The following is a 22,559-nucleotide window of genomic DNA, read 5'->3' as shown; positions in this document are numbered from 1 at the left end:
ATTTCATATTCACCTTCTAATCTAAAACTTGGTGTGTTAGCAATGATGGAGCAAAAGTATGACTTGGACACAAAATTCAACTTTTATATTCACGGCATCAAAGCTAAAACGGAGCGGATTTGGGACGGGGCAATTTCAGTCCAATTACAAGGCAATCAAGAACCTATTTTTATTAGCTTAATTCGTGTCGAAATATGAGAATCCTCCTAGTAGAAGATGAACCCGACTTAGGCAAAGCTATTCAGCATACGCTCAACCAAGAAAAATATGTGGTGGATTGGGCGCAAGATGGACTGGAAGCATGGAATTATTTAGAATATAAATGGACACAATACCAAGTGGGCATTTTTGATTGGATGCTACCCAAACTTACAGGCATTGAGCTATGTCGGCGTTTGCGTTCTCAATCTAGTTCACTCCCCATTTTGATGTTGACTGCTAAAGATGGGATCGAAGACAAAGTACAAGGACTAGATGCAGGTGCCGACGATTATTTAATCAAACCCTTCAACACCCCCGAATTACTGGCAAGAGTAAGAGCTTTAGCTAGGCGATCGCCCCAATTTCAAACTCAAAATCTGCAAGTCGGCAATTTGACCCTTGACTACAGCACCTCCTCAATTTCCATTCAAAATACAGTCGTGCCACTTACCGCCAAAGAGTTTCAAATATTAGAATATTTCCTCCAACATCCTCCAAATCAAATTCTCACCCGTGATCAAATTATTGAACAAATCTGGGAAATCAATTCTGAACCTTCTAGTAATGTGGTTGCTGCTCAGATGCGATTATTAAGGCGCAAATTTGCTGAATATAGCTGCAACGATATAATAGAGACAGTGTACGGATTAGGGTATAGGCTCAAACCCCAATAATGAGAGAGAAAGTTTTCCTAACAGCGCGATCTCGTCTAGCCATTTGGTATGCAGGGGTCATGGGAGGAATTTTATGTCTCAGTGGCATTGGCTCCTATCTGGTAATGGCACACGCCCACTGGCAATCCTTAGATCGAGAATTAGCCTCAGTAGCAGGTACATTTCATGACATTCTCGAACCAAACTTAAATGTTCCCAATCAACTGAGCGATCGCTCAAAACAGATATTACCCAAACTTTGTATAGTGGATAAAGTATGCGATCGCTCTGCAAATACTCAGCAGCATATCCTAGGAGGAGTGCATCAAGACGGCTATTATCTGCGTCTAGTTTCTCTCTCAGGTAAATTATTAGCCACACTCAAGCCTCAACCCGCAGATAGTTCTCTAGTTATCTCTACAGAAAATTGGCAGACTATAGTTGACGAAACAGGAGAACGCTATCATCAAGTATCGCTTTTACTCAAAACTGCTCAAGGACAAGACTGGGGATATGTTCAAGTAGGGCGATCTCTCAACGACTATGACCGCCATTTAGGAGAATCGAAACTTGCCTTATTAATTGGCGTACCGATTGCCCTATCACTGATTAGTATTGCCAGTTGGTGGCTCTCTGCCAAAGCCATGCAGCCTATATATCGGTCTTATCAGCAAATTCAACAATTTACCGCCGATGCTGCCCACGAATTGAGGACTCCCTTAGCCGCAATTCAAGCCACCACAGAATCAGTCCTGCGCCAAGATACTCTCTCTGAACTTGAAGCAAAAGACACCCTTAAAACCATTGATCGCCAAAATCAAAGACTGTCACAACTGGTTAAAGATTTGCTGCTACTGTCCCGCATGGATTTACACATACACCAAGCCCAAAAACAACCTTGTTGTCTAAATGACATCCTGAATGATTTATTAGAAGAATTAGCACCCTTAGCAGTTTCTGAAGCGATCGCCCTCAAATCTAGTATTTCCACTACCCCAATCCAAATTACAGGAAACGAAGACCAACTCTATCGTCTATTTGCCAACCTGATCGCCAATGGCATCCGCTATAACCATGAAGGAGGAGAAGTTACAGTCACGCTCTCCCATAAAGATCACTATGCCATCATCGAAGTCCAAGACACAGGCATCGGCATAGCCCCAGAAGAACAAGAAAAAATCTTTGAGCGTTTTTATCGTATTAGTAGCGATCGTTCTCGAACTACAGGTGGTTCTGGTCTGGGTTTAGCAATTGCCAAGGCGATCGCTCTCAGTCACAAAGGAAACATCACAGTAAGCAGCGAATCAGATAAAGGTAGTAAGTTTATAGTCCTGCTGTATGACAAATAATATTTATGTGTATACAATCATTGCCACCCCCATTAAATGATAAGGATTCACTGCATTCAACTTATCCGCCAGTCTGCCTACTCCTATCGTGCGCTGACAGTAGCGGTTTATTGTGCCTTCGCTCAACTCACGGGAGCCGAATCGGTGCAGCATCGGCATGGTAATTATATTGACTTCAGTCAGCTAAAGCCCACTTCAATTTTACTCTCTGGCACCACTGCCCTCAGGGGAAACCCAGCCGTGCATTTTGGCTTATTTGTGGGTTGCGATCGCCCACCCCATTTCAAACATTTAGATTCTCGCGATCGCATAAGAATAACCCCTAACTCAAACCTCACTTGCTCAATAATAAAATCCCTACGCTCGAACGCCGCGAGGCACGGCAGAAAGATTTATTGTTGCTACGCATTTCGGAATTTTGGCTCGCTGCTCAGGATGGGCGATTTTATCACAGGAGTACCTGTGGAGATGATTTTGTAGTGTGTTTCGCTCGCTATTTATATTGACGGCAAAGCCGATTTATTTACTGTGTGGTGGTGGAATATGAGTGCGTATATGTAGAGGGGGCGAAGCCCTCAATCCCAAATTTTGATCTACAGCAACCAGTCAGGTTTTACCCGTTCCTCCCCCAGCCAATGCAATTCTACTTTTACCCCCAGTCCCACCGCCAGAGCTACAGTTCCCCAAGTTCCCGACCCGCTTGCACACTTCCAGCATCTACTGGGTTTTAGCCCTACGGGTGCTGGTTTATTAGCCCATGCGTGGAGCATTCCCCCGTTTGCCGCCAGTGCTTTTACCAGTTTTGTACTTCTAGCTGCTAGTTGCCATTTTTGCATTCCCTCAGTGTTGTAGTGGGTTTGCTCACCAGCTACCCAGTTTCTCGCAGTTTTATCCACTCCATCAGCGTCTCCTATGTGCCAGTGAGTTCCATCACGGTCTAATTCCCATAGTTCGTACTTTACCTGTTCTATTTCTACGGCTGTTAGTTTTCTTGCCCCCGTTACGCCTATCACTTGCATCTTTTTCCTTACTTTCTTTTCTATATTATATTATTATTGATTGTATTTTAGCTTCTATTTTGCTATAATATCTATATACTCATTCAAAGTTATTCACATGGTTACTTCTTCAAACATTCTCTACTCAGTTTCCGCAGTCAAGCGGTTATTAGGCTTAGGCGATCGCACCCTAGTCAAAATTCAAGAGTTCGCAAAAGTTGTCTGGGTGTGGATTAAAGGTAAACGCCCTACATTTATCAGCAAAAAAGCATTTAAGCAGCACTTTGTAGATCGCCGCAAAGCTCAAGCACGGGGATTAGTCGTTACTCGAAATGCTTATCAAAGTTGTTCTTATAGCGTTAAAAATGAGGCTAAAAGAAGTGTTTACACAGTTGTTCTGGGAGCGGCAGCGATCGCTTGTGAGTGTGAAGATTATCGCAATCAAACCGAGTTTTTTGGGCGTGGAGTCTGCAAGCATGGTTACGCAGTTTTAGCCCAATTAGGTTATTCAAGTTTAAAAGATTATATTAATAATGCTTGTATTTTAGCTTCTAATTTGATATAATTTTATCAATTCAGAAATGAGCAAAAAAAGAGCCTCAAAGACTGGTCAGAGTCGGAGAGGCAGTAAACCAAATTACTTAACTTAAAAAATACCATGACTAACGAAAAAATAGAACAGGCGATCGCAGCAGCAGCATTCAAAGCCAGACAGCAAATGTGGGCAGAGTTCGGAGAATCCCACGACCTAGACAAGTTGAAAGGGATTTACACAGCATGGCTCGAAACTGCTATCGAAAATCTTTTAGAAGAATGTATGCCTTGGGCAGCAGGAGGCACCAATAAGCATGAATTGTTTGCTTATAGTTTCCATAATGCGATCGCTAGGCTCAAGCCAGATCACACCGTAGAGGATGAATACGATCAGCATATCTTCGATCAAATCCTAGCAGCCTAGAGGTAATAGCCATGTGTGCAGTAACCGAGAGGATCGTAAGTGAAGATGTCTATCTATGCCAAAGCTCACTAATCGAAAAGTGTTTTGAGAGTTCTTTATTCTCTATCGAAGACATCGAAAATCTAAACGATGAAGAGACAGACGAGTATCGAGAAATCTTTGAATGGTGGTCGATCTCTAACTGGTTAGCCGAGAAGCTAAGAGAGCATAAACAGCCAATCCTAGACAATGATTACGGTACTTGGTGGGGCAGATGCACCACTGGACAAGCGATCAAGATGGACGGAGTAATCGAAGAGATAGCTAATAATCTCTAACCAAATGACCAACGCCCTCGATGTCTCTAAAAGCTAGGGTATCAATTCAACCAATTCAACACAATAACAACAAATAAAACTATGTCATTAACAGTATTTGGAACCAAACCCAAAGATTCTATCTTTCTTCCACAAAATCCATACGCAGTGAGACTAAATTGCCAAGCTGGACAAGTAGCGATCGGTGATGATGAATTTCTTGGTAACTCAATGGAAATCTCCATAATCGGAGTTAAGCAACTTTTTGGGAACTTGGGCAAAACCAAGCAAACCGAGTGGCTACAGATTTTCTACATTCCTGCTCCAACTTGCAAGTTTTTACCAGCTAATACAGTCTGTGTCAGCTACATCAAAACTCGCTCTCTATCTCAATTTACCCAGACCATTACCCGATTGATGGAAAATGGCGAACCCGCCGAAGGTATTTTTATCCTTTCTTTCCTGAGTCACCAAAACGGCAAAGGCGATCCATACAAATCTGTAAAGTTTGATTGGAGACAGCGTAAAACTCCAGAAGAAAAGAAGCAGTTAACCCAGATCATCGGATTCATGCAGACTAACCCAATCTTGGGAGACTCAAACGGAACCCGTGAGATGTTGCCAGTCAGAGAGCAACCAGCCTTAATCGCAGCTTAGAAACAATTAAGCCCTAGTCAATTTATCAGAGCGGCTAGGGCATCACCTAATTAAGGATTTAACCATTATGCAGATAATTGATGATTTTGAGATCGAAAATGAAGATTTAGAGAGCTTAAAGCTAAACGATGAAGAGAAAGAAGCATTTCTAAAAGAAGAGGAAAACGAGCTTATGGATGACTATTTACGATATGGGAACCAATAAAATGACTACACTTATCCAAATTTCCAGAGATTTAATCGAACTTGAAGAACAGCTAGAGGAGTTATTCGATAATCCTGAAGCACAGGATCGATTGATAGACCGATGGTTTTGGCTTGAAAATATTGAAGCCCAACGAGACCAAAAGCTAGACAACTATGCAGCCTTGATCCAAGAATTACAGGCTAGAGCAGATGCAAGAAAGGCAGAAGCTAATAGACTTAGCAAGCGATCACAGATTGACGAGAACAAAATAAAAGCTCTCAAAGCCAATTTACAGCGATTCTTTCAAGCCCACGAACTCAAGACCATCGAAACAGATCGATATAGATTGACCCTAGCCAAGAACGGCGGCAAAGCTCCTATGATTCTTGACGAAAACTACCCAACTACCAACATCCCAGATCGGTTAACAAGCCGTGAGCCAGACCGTGAAGCAATCCGTAAAGCCTTGGAAAAAGGTGAAGTTTTAGAATTTGCCCGACTGGGCGATCGCAGTTACTCAATGAGAATTAAATAAATGAAAACCACGACTAAAAACCCAATTGCCGAATTAAACGATCGGTTTCGTAAATTACCGCCTAATCAGGATTGGAGATTTACACAAGGAGCTAGAGAAGAAGCGGTAGAACTTTTGAAAGCGATCGCTACATTTGACACCTTTACCGAAGACAACGATCCATACAGAGAGCATGACTTCGGAAGTATTGAAATCCAAGGAGAGAGATATTTCTGGAAGATAGATTACTTTGACCTAGATTTAGAATACGGAAGCGAAGACCCAAGCGATCCAGAACTCACCCGTAGAGTTATGACCATCATGCACAGCAGCGAATATTAATTATTACTAGGGGAAGATACTAACCCTAGTCAAACGGATCGAGATGTTGACGGGACAAGCCCGATTTTTCTTACCCAACCCGCCCACCCTCAAAGCAGACGGCAGAGCCGATTTATTTATCCTGTGCAGCATAGCTGCCTTGTTCTAAATTGTTTTAGTCGGCAGAGCCGCCTTGACCTGAACTAAACTGGTAAAAATCTATCAACAATAGTTACCTTTAATGAAAACAATTAGTTAAAACTTTAGGCTATGCTGTTAGCTGAATAACAATCAAATTGTGTAATATGTCGGAAAAACTAAAGTATAAGGAGCTAACTGAAAAGCAGATACAAGCCATTAAAGAAAGAGCGATCGCCTTATGGGGAGATAAGTGGCTGGCTAAGATTGTCAAAGAATATGCAAGGATAACAGAGACTAATGAGCGAGGTAAATTTGCTCAAGTTCAGCGATACTTTAAGGGTGAAAATGCTCCCAATTTAGACAGCATGAATGCACTAATGATGTCAGTAAATTGTGAATTCCAGATGGTTTGCTACGCAGAGCCAGAAGTTAAAAAGTTTTAAGAGTTTCAGATTAGGGAAATATCGGTTCCTTATTCCCAATTACTCCTTTTTTTAGTAATGTGACAATTATCCATATTACTTAAGCTCTTCATATTTAGTATGATAATTAGTGAAATAAAGCTAAAATACACTAAATATAGGTAGACTTCTATAATTAATCGTGATTACTCACACCGCCAAATTTGTTAAAGAACTGCGTTATCGCTTGGGAATGACCCAAGAACAGTTTGCTATGGAATTGGGAGTAACCCTCAACACGATCAACCGTTGGGAAAATGGTAAATCCCATCCTTCACCCTTAGCTTTAGAGAAGATTACCCAACTCAGTAAGCATTAAAATTCAACAAGTAATACCCCAAGTAATTCAACAAGTGATGCGTTATCTGGGGTATCACTTGTGGTTGTAATCCATAGCAAATCCAGAGATGATTCAGGGATAGTTCAGATCAGTCCCATATCACCCCCAGATCAATGGCAAAAGTAACCAGTTTAATCAAATTCCAAGGAACCCTTGATGGCGTAACGATTGACAAGGACGGCGTAGCTAAAATGGCAGCCAAGTCTCGTACCATCACCTCTAGCCGTACCAAAGAAAACAATTCCGAATTTGCGATCGCCTCCAAACAAGGCAAAGTCATTCGTGATGCCTTACGAGTTCTAGATGTAGGCGACAAATATCTTTCTTCTCGAATGGTCAAAGCAGTTCGCAGTGGAATCGCCCTAGACGAAACCAACGAACGCGGCAAGCGTATTCTCAGTAACAACGAAGCAAAGACCGTCCTCAAGGGCTTTGAGCTAAACGGCAATGCTAATCTGTTATCTGTCGCCCCGATCAAAATCAACTTCAATACTGGAGCAACTGAAACCGCGATTGAGATAAAAAGCCTCACTGATGGAGATGTCACCTTGAAGGATTTATACAGCCCCGATGGCACCACTCACGCCGCAGCGATCGCCATAGCAGCCATAATCGACATCTCGCCTGAAGTCCTACAGGTTAAGGATATTATCGTAGCCCAATCCGAAATCGCCACTAAGAGCGAACCTATTTCCTTACCTCCACTTATCTACGAAGCCCCAACTACCGAACTGGTGATCATTGCCATAGCAATCAAGTTCTACCAACAGGTAAGCGGTGAGTTCTATGACCTCCAAAATGGAGCGTATAACGTAGCTCAAATTCTTGATATTTACTTCGCCTAACTCGTATTTAGTTCTCAATTAATCCTTAAATCACTTATTCCAATAAAAGAAAATGACCGAACATAATATCGAAATCCCCTGCAACACTGAGGTTGTAATCAGAGTCTCTTGCAAAGAAGTAGCTATGGAACCAGTTCCAATAATTGAATTACCACCAGTTATTGAACCAACTCCTGAGCCTGTAGTTGAGATAATTTTAGTAATCGATCCTGCTCCTCCTATCTCAGTACAACCAGAACCTATACCACCTGTAATCATAGATTCTCCAATAACTCCACCTGTACCCGAGCCACTCCCCCCAGTAGTTGAACCGATACCTGTGACTGAGCCTTCACCACCAGTATCTATCCTAGTAGTGGAGCCAGTGCCACCAGCACCGACCGAACATTGCTACTGCGATCTTGATTCCAAGCTAAACCTAGCTGACTTCGAAAAACAGCTAACCACTCTTACCAAAGGATTACTCTATCCTAGCGAGTCCGACTTCCCCATCGAAATTCTATCAAAAGGATTTAGCAGCAAAATGCCACCCATCAAGGGGATTGAAGTTCGCAGCCTAGATCGGGTAATTCCCAACTTTCTACGCAATATTGATCCCGATGATCAACAATCTGGCAATGTCGAAAGGGCAAGTTTAGCTAACAGATGGCAAGCCTTGTATAGCTTTATCAAAAACAATGCTTCTGTCACTGCATGGCACTATCCCGTCAAACAGAAGAAATATACCCACGAGCTAATAGTGCTGTTGCTTCACCCCCAAGGCACCGTAGCATTGAAAACCAAACTTGTAGAAACCTAAATCTATGATTCAACTACTTGATGTCATCGCTTTCTACAAAGGACTAGACCACCAGAAGAAAGCGATCGCCTACCTGCAAAACAACATTTCCAAGCCAGTCATAGACAAGTTTGCATATATTTGGCGTACTCCTGAACCAGTTTCCCCAGATCAGGAAAACAGCCAAATCAAAGCTTTCCTAAACCTCATCCGAGTTCCTGAAGGTACCACTGGAATAGACGGTTATCGCATCATGTTCACAGGCAAGCGATTTTCATCCTTTGCCGACCATCCTAGAATCATCCAATGTGCAGGAGAACTTTGCTCTGATGCCGCAGGTGCCTATCAGTTTCTCAGTACCACTTGGGATTCTCTTAATTTGCCAGACTTCTCCCCAGAGAATCAAGATAGAGGGGCAATAGAACTAATCAAAAGGCGGTTCGCTTATCAAAACATCCTAGATGGCAATATCAGAACTGCCTTGGATAAATGCTCATGGGAATGGGCAAGTCTGCCCCCTGGTCGCTATGGGCAGCCCTCAATTAGTTATATAGAGTGCGAGGCACTATTTGTAAAGTTTGGAGGCAAGTTGCAGTAATGGACAAACGCTTTCGCATTCAAGTTTTACTAAGCCTGATTATTATCAGCTTTTGTATTGTCAGCATCATGTCTGGCAGAACAGAAGCTGCATACTGGTCAACCCTATCAGGCATTTTAGGTTACTGGTTGCCCACACCCACCGATACCTCACGAGCAAAATGAACAACGCACCCAACAATCTCAGAATAGACCCAAGTGCGATCGCCCAAGCTTGCATGATCGCCTTACTGATAGCTCTAACTGGAACAGTGTTACAACTCAGGCAGGATGTAGCCCTACTCCGCGATCAGATGAGCAACTTAGTAGTCTCAAAAGAATTCGCTGCCTTCAAAGCCATAGCTGAACAGCATGATATGCAGCTAGAACGCCGACTTAGCAACATTGAACGACAACTGGAGACTAAAAAATGAACAACGATACCTACGTCAAAAAGTACATCCGTAAAGATGGCACTGAGGTTAAAAACCACTTCCGCACCGAAGCCAATCATACCGATACCGACAACTACACCGCCAAGGGCAACGTCAATCCTTATACAGATGAAAAAGGCACCAAAGAACCCTTAGATGATGCCAAATCAACTGAGGGCGGATGACACCCTACTTTGTACCCCCGAACATTGGAATATGCCACGTTAAGCGCGTGATTGATGGAGATACCCTTGAGTGCGACAAACTGAAAATCAGGCTCTGTGGCGCGGACGCTCCTGAAAAATTACAACCGTTTGGTAAAGCCGCCACCGCCAAGCTGACCCAACTGGCACTAAACAAAAATGTCCGTCTTGTCAGTAATGGCATCGATATTTACCACAGAATCCTTGCGGAAGTTTGGTTAGATAATCGACTACTCAATGCCGAGCTTATCAGGTCTGGACTTGCTTACACCTATGGCACCTGCCCCACGCAAAAGACAGTTTTAGGAAATGCTGAGAAAAGTGCGATCGCCAATAAATTTGGAGTTTGGCAATCTGGCGTAAGTGGACAACAACGCCCTTGGGAATATCGAAGAACCCAATCAAAAATTAGAATAGATCGGGAGTAGTTGGAATTGAATTGATAAATCCTGCATAGTTAGCAAACATAGTCTCTGGATCGTGTCCAGTAATTTGAGCAACCATAAGCGGGTGCATCCCAGAAGCCAAGGCATGAGAGATGAAAGTGCTACGAGTTATGTAAGGCTTACGATACTCAATTCCCGTCTGTTCCATAATCGCCGCCCATGCCCGATTTCTAAAATTACGAAGATCTATTGGATTTCCTTTAGCTGACTGGAAGATAAAACCATCCCTTACTGGCAGAGATTCAAGAATCTTAGTAACACTAGCTGATACCTTAAAAATGCGACTACGGTTAGTTTTTGTGGGTTTCATCCTGCTATCGCTATAGGACTGACTAACTTCAATTTGAGTGCGATCGCTACTAATCTTTGACCACTCCAAACCCGAGGCTTCTCCCAAGCGCATACCTGTTCCAAATAGAACCGAGACAAACGGATAGTACCAAGCATAATATCGGTTAGTTTCAAAAGCTGAAATGATCGTCTTTACTTCACTTTGGCTAAAAGGTCTGGCACTCTCTTTTTGTGGTCGGCGTGGTATAGGTAAATCGCTGAAGACATTGACCGTAGCATGGTCATTCTTGATAGCCCAATCAAAAAAAGACCTAGCGATAGTTACTTTCTCTGAAGCTGTACTGTGAGATAGATTGCTGAATAGTTCCTTAGTATATCGTTCGCACTCTACCTGTGAGAACAGCAGTAAATCAATATCACCAAAGAACTCTACAAACTGTCTCTGAAATAGTCCGTACCTTTCCTTTGTTCTCACATCCACACGATCGCATTTGTATTGGACAAACTGTGCTACAGCACCCGACAAGAAAACCCGTGTTTTCTGCATCGTTTCCACTTTCTGCCAATTGGAGCGATATTTATTCAGACTAGAATCGAAATGCCCAGAGATGATATCAATCTCGATCTCATTAGCACGTCTGCTTGCCACCACACGATTTGTTTTAGAGTCAGGCAGCCCAAGGGTTAGAGCATACCGTTTACCTTGAAAAGTCCATCGCAATCGGAGCCATCCCTTATCTTCTCCAATCTTGATTATTTGTCTACCATTCATCTACCAATTTCCTGTATAAGTCATGATAAATTATGACAGGTTTTCGACAGAATCTTGTCGGAGACTTAATAAAATCAAGCTATTGCTAGGTTGTACCTCTCATTGGGGTAGTGGGGGTCTTGGGTTCAAATCCCAACATTCCGATTGGCTGGGGAGCCATAACTGGTAAGGCTTTTGGGAGTTCCAAGTAACTTCTAAAAGATCATTCATTCTCATTAAGAGAGTTAAATATGGGCTTTTAAGGGTTATTTGGGTTGTAAAACTACCCCGATTTTTACCCCGATGAAAATTACCATAGAAAATCACGATGGCAGACTAAGGCTACGTTGGATATACCAAGGCAAACGACTTCAAATGTCTTGTGGTGTTAATGACGATCCAACTGGTAGAGCCGTAGCAAAACAGAAAGCAGCCCAGATTGAGCTAGATATTCAAGCAGGATATTTTGATCCGACATTACTAAAGTACAAACCTCGAACAAGGGGTAAAACTGCTACAGAAATTAGTACGGTTGAGTTATTCCAGAAATTTACTCAGTATCAGGCAAAGCAGAAATGTTTATCCCCACGCTCTGTTGAGGCAAGATATAAACCACTCCAGAGACATTTAGAGCGATCGCTAAATATTCCCGCTAATAGGGTTACGGAAACTCTGGCAGGTAATTTTGTGGCATTGCAATTAGAGCAAGTAACCAATGGCACAGCAAAAGCTAGGCTCTGGTTACTACAAAGTTGTTGGGAGTGGGCAAGGGGGAAATATCAGATTGCCGATGCTAACCCTTGGACTGCCCATATACCCAAGATTAAAGTAAGTGAATCCAAACGAGTTAAACCTTTCACTGCTAATGAGATTCAATTAATCCTGAATGCGTTTAAGTGCGATCGCTACTATTCCCACTATTACCCCTTAGTATCTTTCCTGTTTGGCACGGGTTGCCGATTTGGTGAGGCTGTAGGTTTGCGATGGAGAAATGTAGCTGATGATTTTAGTCACATTATCTTTTGCGAAACGATAAGCAGGGGAGAGCATAGGAATACTACCAAGACGGGTAAAGCTAGGACAGTGGTTCTTAGTCCTAGGGTATCGGCAATGCTTAAACTGCATTCTGAACATCCCCACAAACCAGATGATTTAGTATTCACCTCTCCTAAAGGAAATCCGATAGATGACCATAACTTCAATCGCAGGGCATGGAAAACGATAATTAATCAGATTGGAATTGAATACCGTAAACCATACTGTACAAGACATTCTGCTATATCTCATGCTTTAGCCAATGGAGCAAATTATCTTGATGTTGCGGAGGCATCTGGGCATAATCCCAAGGTGATGTTTCAGAATTACGCTAGTTCAATAAACCAAAAATCTATATTTGTGGAGTTTTAGAGCATGAAGAAAATCTACATACCGAACAATACCCCAGAAGGATATATAAACCAATTCCTTTTGCATTATCAGGAAGTCCCAAACAAATTAATCCAGTATTGGTTTCCAACATCTGCTTGCACTAACTATGAGGACTTCCCATCCGATCTCCACAGAAAGAACTTCAATGCTGTTAAAAAAATTTATAAAGCAAAATCTTTATGGTTTAGGTATCTTGTTCTCAACGATATATCTCAAAGACTTGAAATTAAACACTCTAAAGAAGCGAAAAAATATGAAAGTTTTGCACAGGTTGACATTAGTCTATTCACGTTATTAAAGAAAATGGCTGTATCAAATGAGGTGGAAACTAGATGCCCCAATCTTTTTAAGGTGTGGACAATCGATAGCTTATTTTGTAATCATATTTTGCAGCAATGCGAACAAGAACTTAGAAATAATGGAATCCTAGGGAATGAACCTTTAAGAAAAGGAATGACAAAGCAAGCGATGTATAAAGCTACCCAATTGATGTCTGAATACGCTCAAGACCCGATTGGCAATACTTTTTATAAAAAAGATAGCAAAGGAAATCTAACCCGTATTAAAGACATTACTGGAATTAACCTTAATAAGATTGAAATTGCTCCAATTGAATCTGTAAGGATTCCCCGTGAAATTACATTTGAGACTTTAGAGGAATTCATATCTATTAAGGACTTTATATTGAAGCTTGGAAATTGCCAAAAAGACCAATCTGTTATTGACGCTTGGAAAGATTTCCACAGGGCAGAAAATGCAATGGCTCGAACCATTGAACGATCCAAAGAGTTTCAAGCACTATCTATTATTAAGAAAGATTACAAAGGATGGATTTTGTCCGCAGAATAACTATGGGTTTTCTGTCTCTAATATCCTAATTTACAGCTTCCAAAAAGCCTTATTCCCCAGTAAAAGCCCAATAGCCCAACGATCTCACCCGCAAGCTATTGGACTAACCAAACCACAAATTAATAACTTAGGAGTTTATTAACCTATGGCAGTTAAACCTATCATGCCTCAAACATTCCCGTATGTCAGCACCCTTACTTTGCGATCGCTTGCTCCAATAGTATTATTTTAGGTAATTAGGCTCTCTAGGTTCTGGATCGATCACATCAGTAAACCCAAAATATTCCTCTGTCTGTTCTTCTGTAGGGGCTGAAACTATATATCCCCAGTTCAGGATTTGACCGACTGCCCAATTAATATCGCCTATTGCAGTTTTCCCGACCTTTTGAGACATCTCTAAAACTTTCATAACACTTATAAAACGGCGATTATCTGGATTATTTTGTAAATCTTCCATCTCACGGGCAACATAGCTTAAACCCGCTTTAGCGAGTCTTAAGCACTCTGTATCAAACTGTGACTGTGCCTCTGCCATTAAGTCTGACTTTTTAACCCGCCGTTTCTGTGAGGTTAATGTTAGAAATTTGTTCGAGTCTTCTAACCAATTATCTTTGCTCGCTTTAGCCCTTAAATAATCTGGATTACAACCGTACTTTTTAGCAAGGGCATCTAGTGTAGGGCGTTCAGACTCACTGACTACCTCGACATACTCAGCTTTAATTTTTGTCCAGTCATATTTAGCCATTATTACCTCAGCTTATTTCTGGTTATCTAGCCAATCTATATATTTCAATCGCAGCTCTGACATTCTAACGAAAGCCTCTACCGCCCCCTCTTTACTTTGAAACTCAAGCTTCTGAATAGCTTCGTAGCATATTTGGATAGCTGAATCGATCATTTCTAGGTCGCTAAGTGTCTGTTTAGCTTTGCCCCGCATCGGTTGATTTATTTGAGTCACTTTTTGGTTCATTTTTTGTCCCTCCTTTATTTACTAAATTATCCTCTCTTACTGGGGTTGATTGGGTATGGAGCTAAATGTTTAGCTTCCTTATCTGCCTCAGTTGCATTTTTTCTTAAAACCCTCAACTCGTTTTTACTAACCTTAGTCAAACCCGATTTACTAAGCACCTCTACCATTGCACATCTAACTCTTTCAGGACTAGGATTCTTTGGTAGCTGTACCCCTAACTTACTCAAATAAGCACGGGCTATAGGATAGTTATTCGAGTCAACTTCCCAGAGTAAATGCAACGATCTAAGGGTTTGGTTCATGGTTGCGATCGCTTAGTGTAAAACCTAACAAAACCTAACATTTCAACCAACTCTAGTAGCAATTTTCTTGTTACCTACCGTGGCAATTTCCCATAATTCCCCTTTAGTGATCGCCCGTTGGTTAACGTACTCATCAGGGGTAATACCCTGCTTTTTGGCATAGGTTGAGTAATTAATTAGGTTGAACCCTAGATGCTCTGATAACTCTTTAAGCCTTATCTCAGTGCCAATGGGGTAAGGATGCTCTGAACTAACTTGAGCGGGTTTTGGATTATCTGGGGTAATTTCTGGACTAACTGCGGCGGGAACCGCATCCGTAGGAATCGCCTGAGTAGCAGGAATATCCGTTAAATCAACTTTGTTCTGTTGAGTTTCAGGGATAGCGATCACATTATCAGCCTGACCACTGCCAAAATTAGCGATCAGAATTGATAACTCATCTAATAATTGCTGTTTTAGCCCTGCAATTTCATTTTTAATTAACTGCTTTACAGTCCCAATATCGACAGGGGATTGATTATTTTCAGCTTTGTTACTCCCTAATAGAGCATTTTCTACCAAGGCAATCACAGCAGCATTCATGCTTCTATAAGTACCATTATCGACAGTTTCTTTAATAGCATCATAAAGCTCTGGACTAGGGTAAATCTGCACAGGCTTGATATTTAGAGGTTTTGCCATATCAATTATTTATAAGGTACTTATAAAGTATATACCAAGTACCTTAAATAAAAGTACAATATAAAGTATATCTAAAGTATTTTATTTGTTTAGTACTTGACAAGTAGTTTATAAATAAAGTACTATACAAAAAGTTCAGCAATCTCTACACGCTGATAGCTACTCCTAACCTCTACACAGGAACCAACAATGAACAATACTAAATTAACTTTAACCGCTACAAAGCTCATTTTTACTGGTTTTGCTCTGCTTACAATAGTTCTAATCTCTAGCGTAATCCAACTACTTTCAATAACTATTAAGGCGATCGCATTGGTGATAAAGTCACTTAATAAATGGTGTGATGATCAATCAAGTACGCATCCTAAAACCCTTACTCTAAGTGCATCTACTGTAATTGGGTTACTCTCAGGTACGCAGCCTAGAACGCTAATAACCCCGCCTGTTTTGCCTAGTTCTGGAGTTGTCATAGTACCAATGACTCAAAGGAAACGGGGCAGACCTAAAAAGCTTGTAATTGCTTAAAGTAATTTACAAATAAAATACTTTATAAACTACTTGACAAGTATTTGACAAGTATTTGATAAATAAAGTACTATTTAGATATAGAAAAAGCGACTCACTTACCACGGCGATCGCTTCTTCTACAAAACCCAATTAAGGAATTAATCCAATGCTATCAAGAACAGTCCTAAAACACCATTACAAAGATTGTGGCTCTTGGAGTCCAAGCAATCAAGAATCTCCCCTCTATGCCCGTATGGGATTCACTAAGCAATATTGGCAATCTTTAACCAGCAATCAGCGCACCCAGTTAAGAAGTCAATACTTTGATCGCCTTGATGGTGGTGAATCATGATTACCACTGAAACCAAAACTAAAACCTGTGGGAACTGCCCAAATGCACGATCGCTAGGTGGCGATCGCCTAGTCTGCAAATTACTAGATAAGGTTGTCCGCACTAAATGGGACTGCCAGTTATAACTTTTACCCCAAGAGCGATCGCATAAATAAGACTTACTCAACAATGCGATCGCAACACTCAAATTAACCAAAACATAAAATCAATTAGGAGAATTAGCAATGAATATCGAATTAAACAGAGAGTTAGAAATAGCCAAACTTAAGACTCAGACAGCTTCAATAGCAGGAAAGTTAAAAACCTTATGGCGATCGCTCTCCATAGATGACACTGGCAACGATGACAGTCTGTTTAACCAAAATCTGGGAGATGGCGGGGATAGCTACCTAGTCGAGACGCTAATTAATGATGTTGCCAGTCTCCATAAAGCATTGTCAGAGTTAGAGGTTAAGATTAACCCAGTCGAAGCCGCTAAACCCAGTGTGGAGAATGAATCTAACCTAGTGAAAGAACTATCTGAAAACTTTCACCAAAGGTTACAGCAATTAAGCCGTAAACCAGAGAGGACTAAGCAACTTGAAGAGGATGGTATTGAGGTTGGGTATATCTACAGCAATGCCATATTTGAGAGTATTCTTAGTCAGTTTCAAGAATTGCATAATGCGATCGCTAGTCTGCCTAACATAACCAGTATGGAATTAAAAAGCCTAGAGACTGAATCTATCCCACTGAAAGAACACTATGAGTTGACATTGCAGGCTGACTCATTGGCGATCCTGCTAAACAAATCAGAGTTATTTGACTACCTGACAGATATAGAAACTCAGGGGATAGGCGGGAGTTTGGAGTTGCTATTTTCCCTAGTCCATAAAGTTTGCATCAATGCCGATCACCTATATTGTCAATCACTTAAGAACTAAGCCCTAATTTACCGCTTAGATAGCCCTGTAGAAATACAGGGTTTTTTATTTGACTTTAGATAGTTCTATAGACTATATTTAATGTTGTTAACAACGTAAATTTATGGGAATAAAACGCAACGATTGTCTTAAAGGGATTCATATACCAAGACAAGATGACACAACTGAAAAACTAGCTGATTTAGCCACAGCTACAAGACTGACTGTTGATATTGATACTTTAGTGCGATCGCTACCCAATCGGTCAGCATGGTTGCGTAGGGTAATCACTGAAGCAGCAAAGCGAGAATTAATTAATCAAGAGGATACCTGCAATGACCTATGAACAAATGCAAGAAATACTATCAAGCTTAGTAACCAGACAAGCCGATCATGAAGCTCAAGTAATGCAAGAGATGGCAGAACTAAGGCTAAATTTAACTAAAACTGAAGCGATCGCTAATAGTAATGCTAGAGCCATTGAAGCTGCTGCTAATGAAGGGGCAGAAAATAGACGACTAGCCCAAAATACCCAAAGACAATTAACTGAGCTAGTACAGGTTGTTTCTCAGTTTGTTGAAGCAACTAATACAAGGCTAACTGGTTTAGAAAATCGGTAAACCTTCCTAAAGGTTATTAGAGATATGAATCATGAAACCAAACCTTAAAGCAATGACTAAGCCCGAACTTAAATCATATTTGCTAGAGCATCGCAACGACATAGAAGCTTTTGAAGCCCTAATGGATAAAGTTAACTCCGAACCAGACCAAAAATTTTACCCACCTGAAGAAGCATCTAATTTATCTAAACTTTTAGAGCGATCGCCTACTCAGCAAACCCAATAATTTCACTCAAGCACAACTTCCTAAAGTGGTGCGCTACTTAGCTGTTTGGCTTGTCCGACTACCCCGAAATCTACCCCGTTCATTTATTGACAGTACCCAGAAGCTATACACAGTAATATTTCTAGCCTTTGATGCCCCTACCTTGGGGTAGTGGGGGTCTTGGGTTCAAATCCCAACATTCCGATAGTCTTAAACCCTTTCTATGAGAGGGTTTTGCATTTACTGGATCATATCTGTCAAAATACGTCTAACTGGGAATTACCCGATTTTTCACGAAATTTCAGGGCGTTTTTGTTAGATAACTGTGAGACAAATATGGCTAAGGGTGATGTAAAAGTTAACTCCGATAAGGGGTGGTTACGACTGGTATGGACGTATCAATCTAAGCGGTACTTTTTGACGTTGGGGCTGCCTGACAATAAAACTAATCTTAAGGTTGCTCAAAGTCGGGCTACGCAAATTCAGCTGGATATTTTATCAGATAATTTTGATTTGACACTGGCTAAATATAAGCCTTCTCCAGCAATACAAGAAATTAAGCAGTTAACCCTTACTGAGTTATTTGATCGATTTAAGGGATTTAAGGAAAAGCAGGTGGACGCAAGGACGCTAGAAAAGTATATTTCGGTGCAGATCCAGCTTTCTGAGGTTTACGGTAATGTGGTTGCTCCCGATCCAGAGGCGTTTTTAACTTATTTGGAAAAGCAGGGTAATGGTAAGCGGTTGATTAAATCTAAAATGCAAATGCTATCTTCCTGTTACAAATGGGGCATGGAGCAGCAGTTGGTTAGTAGCAATCCTTGGGAGAAGTTACCCAGTTATTTACGTGTGCCTCCTCAAGAAGCTCCCAGACCGTTTACATCGGATGAGGTAGAAAAAATACTTACAGCGTTTGCTGATAATCGTTATTACAGTTATCTTTACGATTATGTATTCTTTTTGTTTGGTACTGGGGTAAGACTGGCTGAGGCAATTGGGTTGCGTTGGAAATATTTGTCATCGGATTGTACTAATGTTGAGATTATCCAAACAATTTCCCGTGGGGTGCGTAAACCGCCTAAGACTAATCGATCTAGGCAATTTCGTTTGTCATCAGATGTGGCTGAGATGTTGATTAAGCGTCGTCCTGAGAATTTTAATCCTGAAGATTTGGTTTTTCCTTCTTTAACTGGGCTTGCGATCGACGATCATAATTTCCGCAACCGTGCATGGGTTTCGATTTTAGAATCTATTGAGATAACTTATCGCAAGCCCTACAGCACCAGATCGACTTTTATCTCTCATGCTCTTTCTAGTGGTATGAATCCAATGACTGTGGCACAGATTACTGGTCACGATCTGGCAATTCTTTATCAGCATTATGCTGGCGTAATTGACTCTAGCCCTAGAACTCCTAATTTATTTGGAGTTAGTAAGAAAGGTAGTAATGTTCTTTGATTGGATTCTTCGTATTCACAAGGTTGTTGTTGTCCAGTTATTTCCATACTTATTGGCGATCGCTACCTTCTCGGCATTTATTAAAACCCACTTTTGCGAGTGGGGCATGAGCCATAGGTGTAAGCCAGTCTAATCCTAATAATCTCCGAGAAGGAGTCACTTCTTCCCCCTTACCGCCTCATCAACCCGATCAGCAGCATAGCCACCCGCCAGTCCGCCGATAACTGCCCCACCCAGTCCGACTACTGCCCCAGCAAAAGTACCGATACCAGGAAAAATCGATCCTGCTGCCGCACCCATGCCGATTCCACCAACAATCGAACCCAAGGTAGAACCAGCCGCTCCCGTTGCTGCCCGTTGCACGTCCTCACCTTCAGCCAACCCAGTGGCAAAGTCTAAACCTGCACCCACGGCTGGTAATACCTTAGTCGCCGCTTTAGTCGCAGTGGTAGCAACACGGGCAAACTTACCAACCTTGTCTGAATATTTAATCCCCTTTACAGCTAAAGCCTGTAAATCTTCAGAGCGCAAATTAGTTGGCTTGATCTTCATGCCATTAAGTTTGCGTAACGCTTGCCCATTACTCAGATCGTCAAAGCTCGGGCGCACCCAAGTATTGCCAAACTTCTTAAAGCCATATTTCAATAACATTTCCCGTTCGGGTGTCGATAAACCATATTTCTTGATCGCATCGCCATTAAGATACCTGAGCAGATCGGTAGGATTTCTCACATCCGCAGGTTTTAATAACTCACGGATTAAATCTTCACCCGCTTCAATGACTGGTCGGGAACCAGCAAGGATGCCAGAGTTTCTGGTATAGGTATAGCCATTAACTTTAGTCCCATCCTTACGGGTATAGGGAGGTACGGTAACTTCTTTGGATTCTTTAGATTTTGGTTCGGTCATTTATGCTGCTCCAGCTTTCTCTCGATTTGTACTAAGCGTTTTTCGTACTGTTCGTCATGTTGCTCAGCGATCACCTTGAAAGCAGCAAATTCCTTTGCCAAGATGAAGTTCTGCATTTGGTCACGGAGTAGAGCCACATCCTGACGTAGCTGTAAAACAGTGGTGGTGAGAGCAAGCAAAGTCGCAATTAGAAAAGTCTGTGCAATGGTGCTGGGATCAATTCTTAGGTTGTTGTCAATTTTCATAATTTTTTATTCTCCACGGGCGAGGGCAACCAATAACCAAGAATGGCTGAGACGGTTGCCCAATATCCGCCATCGGTATTACCTTTGCTTATTTGAACGAGGCAAAAGCCAACAACGATTAAACTCAAAATCGCCTGTAGCCAAAAGCGGTTATCCATAGTTTCAAGAGATAAAGTGAATCCATAAGTCGCCATCATGACCGCAACGATCTCGCATTAGGTCATAGCTGTAGGTCAATCCAGCCCCACTGGCATTATTGTCGTAGCCACTTGCCCAAAACTCTCCGTATGGGTCGTTGACGATAAACCCTTTGTCGTTGAATCCACGAATGACGATGATATGTCCAAAGTTGGTAAAGTAGCCGTGAACTACTATGGGCTTCTTTTGCATGAGCCAGTCTTTAACGCTTTGCCAAGTGGCAGTTGGATCGAAGTTATCCTTGCGCCGATACTGTCTTACCAACTGAGCGAGATCGTAAGGAGAATGACGACTCAATCCCATAGATTCCATCTGACGGTAGAGTTGATCTTCTAGCTGTCCCTGTCCATTACCACGAATGCCCAGGAAATAAAGGCACATGGCGATACTGGTGACGTTGCAGGAACCGTATGGATTTAAAGCATTGTCAAGCTGGCTGAAGTAGGGGATATTAAGATCGATCATGGCTTAGGTTTCCACGAGTTTAATGCGAAGTCCGACTGTGCCTTGGGGGTGGAGCATGATTACTAACTCCTCATGGGTATAGCGTTTTTGTTTGACTGGGTAATGCCAAACTGTGGTGACGGTATTAGCTTTGATTAGCTGATACAGGGCTTGCCATCTAGCTGCTTGCGTCCCAATTTCATCGCTCAATCTCAAAAATTCAGGGAAGACTCGCTCAAGGTTGCGTACTTCGATACCTTTAATTGGCGGTATTTTAGTACTGAGTCCTTTGGATAGGACTTCGATGGGGAAGTCAGACTCAGAGGGGTAGAGTAAGTCTTTAGTGGCTGCGATTAGCCGCTTGGTGAACTCTGCTAGGGTCAGACTAGAGGATAGTTTACAGTTATGAACTTCAAGACTTGGAGCTACTGCTATGGGAATTGGATTTGATAATTCCACAGGAGAATCGGTAACTAGGATAGGAGTTATTGATACTGGAAAAACTTCAGCATTGGGTAATTCAATCGGTAAAGTAACTGGGGAAGTTGAAGGAGTTTCAACTACTGGTTGAACTTCTGGTAAGGTTTCTTCAATCGTTACCGTTATAGGAGTTTCTACAGGTGTAGGTTCTACTTCTAGTAAAGTTGCTTCAATTGGTAAAGCTTCTGAGGAAGATGGGGTAGGTTCAACTACTGGTTGAACTTCTGGTACTAGCTCAGCTATTGGTGTAACCTCTGGAATAGTCGAAATTACTTCAATAACTGATTCAATTTCAAAACTAGGTGTTTCCACGGTTGGAATTATTGTAGGTTCCTCGTTGAAAGGCAGTAAAACTTCAGGTTCCAAAGGATTATCCAGAACTAGAGTTAATGTTTCCTCTATGGGCTGCTCTAGGGGCGGATCGATAACCACAATAGTTTCAGACTCATCTATTGAAGGTACTTCTGGGCTAAAGGGAATTTCTTCGATTGGAGAAGATTCTGTGAGTACTGATGGATCGCAATGGCAAGGATTTATGGTGATGGAAATTACAACCTCAGTATTAGGAGGTATCTCAATTATTTGGTCTGGCATTATCTTTTTGAGTAT

Annotated in this window: 39 protein-coding genes; 28 read left to right on the top strand and 11 right to left on the bottom strand. The window is 41.7% G+C overall.

All coding sequences use genetic code 11. The features are described from left to right. Nucleotides 1–42: 42 nt before the first annotated feature. From SYN7502_RS20175 to SYN7502_RS19670, 4 genes are read left to right on the top strand one after another with little or no spacing between them, the layout of a single operon-like run. A complete protein-coding gene (locus SYN7502_RS20175; RefSeq protein WP_015168234.1) occupies nt 43–198 on the top strand; it encodes a hypothetical protein in 156 nt (51 codons plus the stop codon). After that, nucleotides 195–875: a two-component system response regulator RppA gene (gene rppA, locus SYN7502_RS07420; protein WP_015168233.1), complete on the top strand. Its 681-nt coding sequence runs from the start codon at nt 195–197 to the stop codon at nt 873–875. The genes SYN7502_RS20175 and rppA overlap by 4 nt, the downstream gene beginning before the upstream one ends. Continuing rightward, nucleotides 875–2,203 carry a two-component system sensor histidine kinase RppB gene (gene rppB / locus SYN7502_RS07415; RefSeq protein WP_015168232.1) on the top strand — a complete coding sequence of 443 codons (1,329 nt, stop codon included), beginning with the start codon at nt 875–877 and terminating at the stop codon, nt 2,201–2,203. Before rppA ends, rppB begins: the two co-directional genes overlap by 1 nt. Before the next feature lie 36 nt (nt 2,204–2,239). Beyond that, nucleotides 2,240–2,683: a hypothetical protein gene (locus SYN7502_RS19670; RefSeq protein WP_015168231.1), complete on the top strand. Its 444-nt coding sequence runs from the start codon at nt 2,240–2,242 to the stop codon at nt 2,681–2,683. 113 nt (nt 2,684–2,796) lie between these two features. Here SYN7502_RS19670 and SYN7502_RS07410 read toward each other — a convergent pair whose 3' ends face one another. Continuing rightward, nucleotides 2,797–3,222: a hypothetical protein gene (locus SYN7502_RS07410; protein WP_015168230.1), complete on the bottom strand. Its 426-nt coding sequence runs from the start codon at nt 3,220–3,222 to the stop codon at nt 2,797–2,799. 97 nt (nt 3,223–3,319) lie between these two features. Here SYN7502_RS07410 and SYN7502_RS07405 point away from each other — a divergent pair, with 97 nt between their 5' ends. The 16 genes from SYN7502_RS07405 (at nt 3,320) to SYN7502_RS07340 (ending at nt 10,340) form a co-directional block, all read left to right on the top strand. After that, nucleotides 3,320–3,766, top strand: a complete 447-nt coding sequence (locus tag SYN7502_RS07405) for a hypothetical protein (protein ID WP_015168229.1) — start codon at nt 3,320–3,322, stop codon at nt 3,764–3,766. Nucleotides 3,767–3,859: 93 nt separating this feature from the next. Beyond that, a complete protein-coding gene (locus SYN7502_RS07400; RefSeq protein WP_015168228.1) occupies nt 3,860–4,159 on the top strand; it encodes a hypothetical protein in 300 nt (99 codons plus the stop codon). An 11-nt stretch (nt 4,160–4,170) separates the two neighbouring features. Further along, nucleotides 4,171–4,476: a hypothetical protein gene (locus SYN7502_RS07395; protein ID WP_015168227.1), complete on the top strand. Its 306-nt coding sequence runs from the start codon at nt 4,171–4,173 to the stop codon at nt 4,474–4,476. Between the two features lie 81 nt (nt 4,477–4,557). Further along, on the top strand, nt 4,558–5,112 hold the full coding sequence (locus SYN7502_RS07390) for a hypothetical protein (protein WP_015168226.1): 555 nt from the start codon (nt 4,558–4,560) through the stop codon (nt 5,110–5,112). A gap of 67 nt (nt 5,113–5,179) precedes the next feature. Beyond that, on the top strand, nt 5,180–5,317 hold the full coding sequence (locus tag SYN7502_RS20170) for a hypothetical protein (RefSeq protein ID WP_015168225.1): 138 nt from the start codon (nt 5,180–5,182) through the stop codon (nt 5,315–5,317). Nucleotide 5,318: 1 nt separating this feature from the next. Then, nucleotides 5,319–5,834 (top strand): siphovirus Gp157 family protein, encoded by a 516-nt coding sequence (locus SYN7502_RS20515; protein WP_041429309.1) that lies wholly within the window; start codon nt 5,319–5,321, stop codon nt 5,832–5,834. Beyond that, entirely contained in the window at nt 5,835–6,155 is a 321-nt protein-coding gene (locus SYN7502_RS20510) for a DUF3768 domain-containing protein (RefSeq protein WP_015168223.1), read from the top strand. 284 nt (nt 6,156–6,439) lie between these two features. After that, a complete protein-coding gene (locus SYN7502_RS07375) occupies nt 6,440–6,718 on the top strand; it encodes a hypothetical protein (RefSeq protein WP_015168222.1) in 279 nt (92 codons plus the stop codon). 160 nt (nt 6,719–6,878) lie between these two features. After that, nucleotides 6,879–7,055, top strand: a complete 177-nt coding sequence (locus tag SYN7502_RS07370; RefSeq protein ID WP_015168221.1) for a helix-turn-helix domain-containing protein — start codon at nt 6,879–6,881, stop codon at nt 7,053–7,055. Between the two features lie 134 nt (nt 7,056–7,189). Continuing rightward, nucleotides 7,190–7,921 carry a hypothetical protein gene (locus SYN7502_RS07365; protein WP_015168220.1) on the top strand — a complete coding sequence of 244 codons (732 nt, stop codon included), beginning with the start codon at nt 7,190–7,192 and terminating at the stop codon, nt 7,919–7,921. A 124-nt stretch (nt 7,922–8,045) separates the two neighbouring features. After that, nucleotides 8,046–8,720: a nuclease A inhibitor family protein gene (locus SYN7502_RS20505; protein ID WP_210391332.1), complete on the top strand. Its 675-nt coding sequence runs from the start codon at nt 8,046–8,048 to the stop codon at nt 8,718–8,720. A gap of 4 nt (nt 8,721–8,724) precedes the next feature. Then, on the top strand, nt 8,725–9,297 hold the full coding sequence (locus SYN7502_RS07355; RefSeq protein ID WP_015168218.1) for a glycoside hydrolase family 24 protein: 573 nt from the start codon (nt 8,725–8,727) through the stop codon (nt 9,295–9,297). Further along, the gene (locus SYN7502_RS20165) at nt 9,297–9,461 is read left to right on the top strand and encodes a hypothetical protein (protein ID WP_015168217.1); all 165 of its coding nucleotides are present in this window, start codon (nt 9,297–9,299) and stop codon (nt 9,459–9,461) included. The genes SYN7502_RS07355 and SYN7502_RS20165 overlap by 1 nt, the downstream gene beginning before the upstream one ends. After that, nucleotides 9,458–9,709: a hypothetical protein gene (locus SYN7502_RS07350; protein WP_015168216.1), complete on the top strand. Its 252-nt coding sequence runs from the start codon at nt 9,458–9,460 to the stop codon at nt 9,707–9,709. Before SYN7502_RS20165 ends, SYN7502_RS07350 begins: the two co-directional genes overlap by 4 nt. Next, on the top strand, nt 9,706–9,894 hold the full coding sequence (locus tag SYN7502_RS07345) for a hypothetical protein (RefSeq protein ID WP_015168215.1): 189 nt from the start codon (nt 9,706–9,708) through the stop codon (nt 9,892–9,894). Before SYN7502_RS07350 ends, SYN7502_RS07345 begins: the two co-directional genes overlap by 4 nt. Then, nucleotides 9,891–10,340 (top strand): thermonuclease family protein, encoded by a 450-nt coding sequence (locus SYN7502_RS07340; RefSeq protein ID WP_015168214.1) that lies wholly within the window; start codon nt 9,891–9,893, stop codon nt 10,338–10,340. Before SYN7502_RS07345 ends, SYN7502_RS07340 begins: the two co-directional genes overlap by 4 nt. Here the strand turns inward: SYN7502_RS07340 and SYN7502_RS07335 are convergent. Then, nucleotides 10,321–11,421, bottom strand: coding sequence for a site-specific integrase (locus tag SYN7502_RS07335; protein ID WP_015168213.1), 1,101 nt, complete (start codon nt 11,419–11,421; stop codon nt 10,321–10,323). The two genes, SYN7502_RS07340 and SYN7502_RS07335, sit on opposite strands and share 20 nt — an antisense overlap. A gap of 282 nt (nt 11,422–11,703) precedes the next feature. Between SYN7502_RS07335 and SYN7502_RS07325 the strand changes: the two genes are divergently transcribed. Both SYN7502_RS07325 and SYN7502_RS07320 read left to right on the top strand, forming a co-directional pair. Next, a complete protein-coding gene (locus tag SYN7502_RS07325; protein ID WP_015168212.1) occupies nt 11,704–12,807 on the top strand; it encodes a tyrosine-type recombinase/integrase in 1,104 nt (367 codons plus the stop codon). Between the two features lie 3 nt (nt 12,808–12,810). After that, nucleotides 12,811–13,677 (top strand): hypothetical protein, encoded by an 867-nt coding sequence (locus tag SYN7502_RS07320; RefSeq protein WP_015168211.1) that lies wholly within the window; start codon nt 12,811–12,813, stop codon nt 13,675–13,677. 223 nt (nt 13,678–13,900) lie between these two features. On the opposite strand, the gene SYN7502_RS07315 is transcribed toward SYN7502_RS07320, so the two are convergent. The 4 genes from SYN7502_RS07315 to SYN7502_RS07300 are packed head-to-tail and all read right to left on the bottom strand — an operon-like array spanning nt 13,901 to nt 15,630. Next, nucleotides 13,901–14,422 carry a hypothetical protein gene (locus SYN7502_RS07315; protein WP_015168210.1) on the bottom strand — a complete coding sequence of 174 codons (522 nt, stop codon included), beginning with the start codon at nt 14,420–14,422 and terminating at the stop codon, nt 13,901–13,903. A gap of 12 nt (nt 14,423–14,434) precedes the next feature. Continuing rightward, nucleotides 14,435–14,647, bottom strand: a complete 213-nt coding sequence (locus tag SYN7502_RS07310) for a hypothetical protein (protein WP_015168209.1) — start codon at nt 14,645–14,647, stop codon at nt 14,435–14,437. Nucleotides 14,648–14,673: 26 nt separating this feature from the next. Next, nucleotides 14,674–14,949, bottom strand: coding sequence for a hypothetical protein (locus SYN7502_RS07305; RefSeq protein WP_015168208.1), 276 nt, complete (start codon nt 14,947–14,949; stop codon nt 14,674–14,676). Between the two features lie 42 nt (nt 14,950–14,991). Continuing rightward, nucleotides 14,992–15,630 carry a hypothetical protein gene (locus tag SYN7502_RS07300; RefSeq protein WP_015168207.1) on the bottom strand — a complete coding sequence of 213 codons (639 nt, stop codon included), beginning with the start codon at nt 15,628–15,630 and terminating at the stop codon, nt 14,992–14,994. A 189-nt stretch (nt 15,631–15,819) separates the two neighbouring features. On the opposite strand from SYN7502_RS07300, the gene SYN7502_RS07295 reads away from it, so the two are divergent. Then, nucleotides 15,820–16,155, top strand: a complete 336-nt coding sequence (locus SYN7502_RS07295; protein ID WP_015168206.1) for a hypothetical protein — start codon at nt 15,820–15,822, stop codon at nt 16,153–16,155. 245 nt (nt 16,156–16,400) lie between these two features. Here SYN7502_RS07295 and SYN7502_RS20500 read toward each other — a convergent pair whose 3' ends face one another. Continuing rightward, nucleotides 16,401–16,685, bottom strand: coding sequence for a hypothetical protein (locus SYN7502_RS20500; protein ID WP_144050184.1), 285 nt, complete (start codon nt 16,683–16,685; stop codon nt 16,401–16,403). 28 nt (nt 16,686–16,713) lie between these two features. Between SYN7502_RS20500 and SYN7502_RS07285 the strand changes: the two genes are divergently transcribed. From SYN7502_RS07285 to SYN7502_RS07265, 5 genes are all read left to right on the top strand, one after another. Further along, entirely contained in the window at nt 16,714–17,412 is a 699-nt protein-coding gene (locus SYN7502_RS07285; RefSeq protein ID WP_015168204.1) for a hypothetical protein, read from the top strand. Between the two features lie 103 nt (nt 17,413–17,515). Next, the gene (locus SYN7502_RS07280; protein WP_015168203.1) at nt 17,516–17,737 is read left to right on the top strand and encodes a hypothetical protein; all 222 of its coding nucleotides are present in this window, start codon (nt 17,516–17,518) and stop codon (nt 17,735–17,737) included. A 4-nt stretch (nt 17,738–17,741) separates the two neighbouring features. Then, entirely contained in the window at nt 17,742–18,011 is a 270-nt protein-coding gene (locus SYN7502_RS07275) for a hypothetical protein (RefSeq protein ID WP_210391331.1), read from the top strand. 31 nt (nt 18,012–18,042) lie between these two features. After that, nucleotides 18,043–18,237 (top strand): DUF6887 family protein, encoded by a 195-nt coding sequence (locus SYN7502_RS07270; protein ID WP_015168201.1) that lies wholly within the window; start codon nt 18,043–18,045, stop codon nt 18,235–18,237. A gap of 315 nt (nt 18,238–18,552) precedes the next feature. Then, nucleotides 18,553–19,674 carry a site-specific integrase gene (locus SYN7502_RS07265; protein WP_015168200.1) on the top strand — a complete coding sequence of 374 codons (1,122 nt, stop codon included), beginning with the start codon at nt 18,553–18,555 and terminating at the stop codon, nt 19,672–19,674. A gap of 156 nt (nt 19,675–19,830) precedes the next feature. Here the strand turns inward: SYN7502_RS07265 and SYN7502_RS07260 are convergent, their stop codons facing one another. From SYN7502_RS07260 to SYN7502_RS20940, 4 genes are all read right to left on the bottom strand, one after another. Then, nucleotides 19,831–20,583: a hypothetical protein gene (locus SYN7502_RS07260; RefSeq protein ID WP_015168199.1), complete on the bottom strand. Its 753-nt coding sequence runs from the start codon at nt 20,581–20,583 to the stop codon at nt 19,831–19,833. Continuing rightward, complete coding sequence (locus SYN7502_RS07255; RefSeq protein ID WP_015168198.1) at nt 20,580–20,828, bottom strand: hypothetical protein; 249 nt, start codon at nt 20,826–20,828, stop codon at nt 20,580–20,582. The genes SYN7502_RS07260 and SYN7502_RS07255 overlap by 4 nt, the downstream gene beginning before the upstream one ends. 162 nt (nt 20,829–20,990) lie before the next feature. After that, on the bottom strand, nt 20,991–21,491 hold the full coding sequence (locus SYN7502_RS07245; RefSeq protein WP_015168196.1) for a C39 family peptidase: 501 nt from the start codon (nt 21,489–21,491) through the stop codon (nt 20,991–20,993). Between the two features lie 3 nt (nt 21,492–21,494). Continuing rightward, complete coding sequence (locus SYN7502_RS20940; protein ID WP_015168195.1) at nt 21,495–22,544, bottom strand: hypothetical protein; 1,050 nt, start codon at nt 22,542–22,544, stop codon at nt 21,495–21,497. Between the last annotated feature and the right edge of the window lie 15 nt (nt 22,545–22,559).

This window comes from Synechococcus sp. PCC 7502, assembly GCF_000317085.1.
Classification (GTDB): domain Bacteria; phylum Cyanobacteriota; class Cyanobacteriia; order Pseudanabaenales; family Pseudanabaenaceae; genus PCC-7502.
This window is presented reverse-complemented; position numbering and strand designations above follow the sequence as displayed.

Bases quoted from the DNA above. Each gene is read 5' to 3' on its own strand.
- SYN7502_RS07355 (WP_015168218.1), top strand. From the start codon at position 8,725: ATGATTCAACTACTTGATGTCATCGCTTTCTACAAAGGACTAGACCAC.
- SYN7502_RS07270 (WP_015168201.1), top strand. From the start codon at position 18,043: ATGAAACCAAACCTTAAAGCAATGACTAAGCCCGAACTTAAATCATAT.
- SYN7502_RS07345 (WP_015168215.1), top strand. From the start codon at position 9,706: ATGAACAACGATACCTACGTCAAAAAGTACATCCGTAAAGATGGCACT.
- rppA (WP_015168233.1), top strand. From the start codon at position 195: ATGAGAATCCTCCTAGTAGAAGATGAACCCGACTTAGGCAAAGCTATT.
- SYN7502_RS07255 (WP_015168198.1), bottom strand. From the start codon at position 20,828: ATGAAAATTGACAACAACCTAAGAATTGATCCCAGCACCATTGCACAG.
- SYN7502_RS19670 (WP_015168231.1), top strand. From the start codon at position 2,240: ATGATAAGGATTCACTGCATTCAACTTATCCGCCAGTCTGCCTACTCC.
- SYN7502_RS20175 (WP_015168234.1), top strand. From the start codon at position 43: ATGATGGAGCAAAAGTATGACTTGGACACAAAATTCAACTTTTATATT.
- SYN7502_RS07375 (WP_015168222.1), top strand. From the start codon at position 6,440: ATGTCGGAAAAACTAAAGTATAAGGAGCTAACTGAAAAGCAGATACAA.
- SYN7502_RS07310 (WP_015168209.1), bottom strand. From the start codon at position 14,647: ATGAACCAAAAAGTGACTCAAATAAATCAACCGATGCGGGGCAAAGCT.
- SYN7502_RS07295 (WP_015168206.1), top strand. From the start codon at position 15,820: ATGAACAATACTAAATTAACTTTAACCGCTACAAAGCTCATTTTTACT.
- SYN7502_RS20170 (WP_015168225.1), top strand. From the start codon at position 5,180: ATGCAGATAATTGATGATTTTGAGATCGAAAATGAAGATTTAGAGAGC.
- SYN7502_RS20505 (WP_210391332.1), top strand. From the start codon at position 8,046: ATGGAACCAGTTCCAATAATTGAATTACCACCAGTTATTGAACCAACT.
- SYN7502_RS07300 (WP_015168207.1), bottom strand. From the start codon at position 15,630: ATGGCAAAACCTCTAAATATCAAGCCTGTGCAGATTTACCCTAGTCCA.
- SYN7502_RS07285 (WP_015168204.1), top strand. From the start codon at position 16,714: ATGAATATCGAATTAAACAGAGAGTTAGAAATAGCCAAACTTAAGACT.
- SYN7502_RS07400 (WP_015168228.1), top strand. From the start codon at position 3,860: ATGACTAACGAAAAAATAGAACAGGCGATCGCAGCAGCAGCATTCAAA.
- SYN7502_RS07305 (WP_015168208.1), bottom strand. From the start codon at position 14,949: ATGAACCAAACCCTTAGATCGTTGCATTTACTCTGGGAAGTTGACTCG.
- SYN7502_RS07265 (WP_015168200.1), top strand. From the start codon at position 18,553: ATGGCTAAGGGTGATGTAAAAGTTAACTCCGATAAGGGGTGGTTACGA.
- SYN7502_RS07390 (WP_015168226.1), top strand. From the start codon at position 4,558: ATGTCATTAACAGTATTTGGAACCAAACCCAAAGATTCTATCTTTCTT.
- SYN7502_RS20940 (WP_015168195.1), bottom strand. From the start codon at position 22,544: ATGCCAGACCAAATAATTGAGATACCTCCTAATACTGAGGTTGTAATT.
- SYN7502_RS20515 (WP_041429309.1), top strand. From the start codon at position 5,319: ATGACTACACTTATCCAAATTTCCAGAGATTTAATCGAACTTGAAGAA.
- SYN7502_RS07350 (WP_015168216.1), top strand. From the start codon at position 9,458: ATGAACAACGCACCCAACAATCTCAGAATAGACCCAAGTGCGATCGCC.
- SYN7502_RS07280 (WP_015168203.1), top strand. From the start codon at position 17,516: ATGGGAATAAAACGCAACGATTGTCTTAAAGGGATTCATATACCAAGA.
- SYN7502_RS07395 (WP_015168227.1), top strand. From the start codon at position 4,171: ATGTGTGCAGTAACCGAGAGGATCGTAAGTGAAGATGTCTATCTATGC.
- SYN7502_RS07340 (WP_015168214.1), top strand. From the start codon at position 9,891: ATGACACCCTACTTTGTACCCCCGAACATTGGAATATGCCACGTTAAG.
- SYN7502_RS20510 (WP_015168223.1), top strand. From the start codon at position 5,835: ATGAAAACCACGACTAAAAACCCAATTGCCGAATTAAACGATCGGTTT.
- SYN7502_RS07325 (WP_015168212.1), top strand. From the start codon at position 11,704: ATGAAAATTACCATAGAAAATCACGATGGCAGACTAAGGCTACGTTGG.
- SYN7502_RS07405 (WP_015168229.1), top strand. From the start codon at position 3,320: ATGGTTACTTCTTCAAACATTCTCTACTCAGTTTCCGCAGTCAAGCGG.
- SYN7502_RS07245 (WP_015168196.1), bottom strand. From the start codon at position 21,491: ATGATCGATCTTAATATCCCCTACTTCAGCCAGCTTGACAATGCTTTA.
- SYN7502_RS07320 (WP_015168211.1), top strand. From the start codon at position 12,811: ATGAAGAAAATCTACATACCGAACAATACCCCAGAAGGATATATAAAC.
- SYN7502_RS07410 (WP_015168230.1), bottom strand. From the start codon at position 3,222: ATGCAAGTGATAGGCGTAACGGGGGCAAGAAAACTAACAGCCGTAGAA.
- SYN7502_RS07260 (WP_015168199.1), bottom strand. From the start codon at position 20,583: ATGACCGAACCAAAATCTAAAGAATCCAAAGAAGTTACCGTACCTCCC.
- SYN7502_RS07335 (WP_015168213.1), bottom strand. From the start codon at position 11,421: ATGAATGGTAGACAAATAATCAAGATTGGAGAAGATAAGGGATGGCTC.
- rppB (WP_015168232.1), top strand. From the start codon at position 875: ATGAGAGAGAAAGTTTTCCTAACAGCGCGATCTCGTCTAGCCATTTGG.
- SYN7502_RS20165 (WP_015168217.1), top strand. From the start codon at position 9,297: ATGGACAAACGCTTTCGCATTCAAGTTTTACTAAGCCTGATTATTATC.
- SYN7502_RS07275 (WP_210391331.1), top strand. From the start codon at position 17,742: ATGCAAGAAATACTATCAAGCTTAGTAACCAGACAAGCCGATCATGAA.
- SYN7502_RS07315 (WP_015168210.1), bottom strand. From the start codon at position 14,422: ATGGCTAAATATGACTGGACAAAAATTAAAGCTGAGTATGTCGAGGTA.
- SYN7502_RS07365 (WP_015168220.1), top strand. From the start codon at position 7,190: ATGGCAAAAGTAACCAGTTTAATCAAATTCCAAGGAACCCTTGATGGC.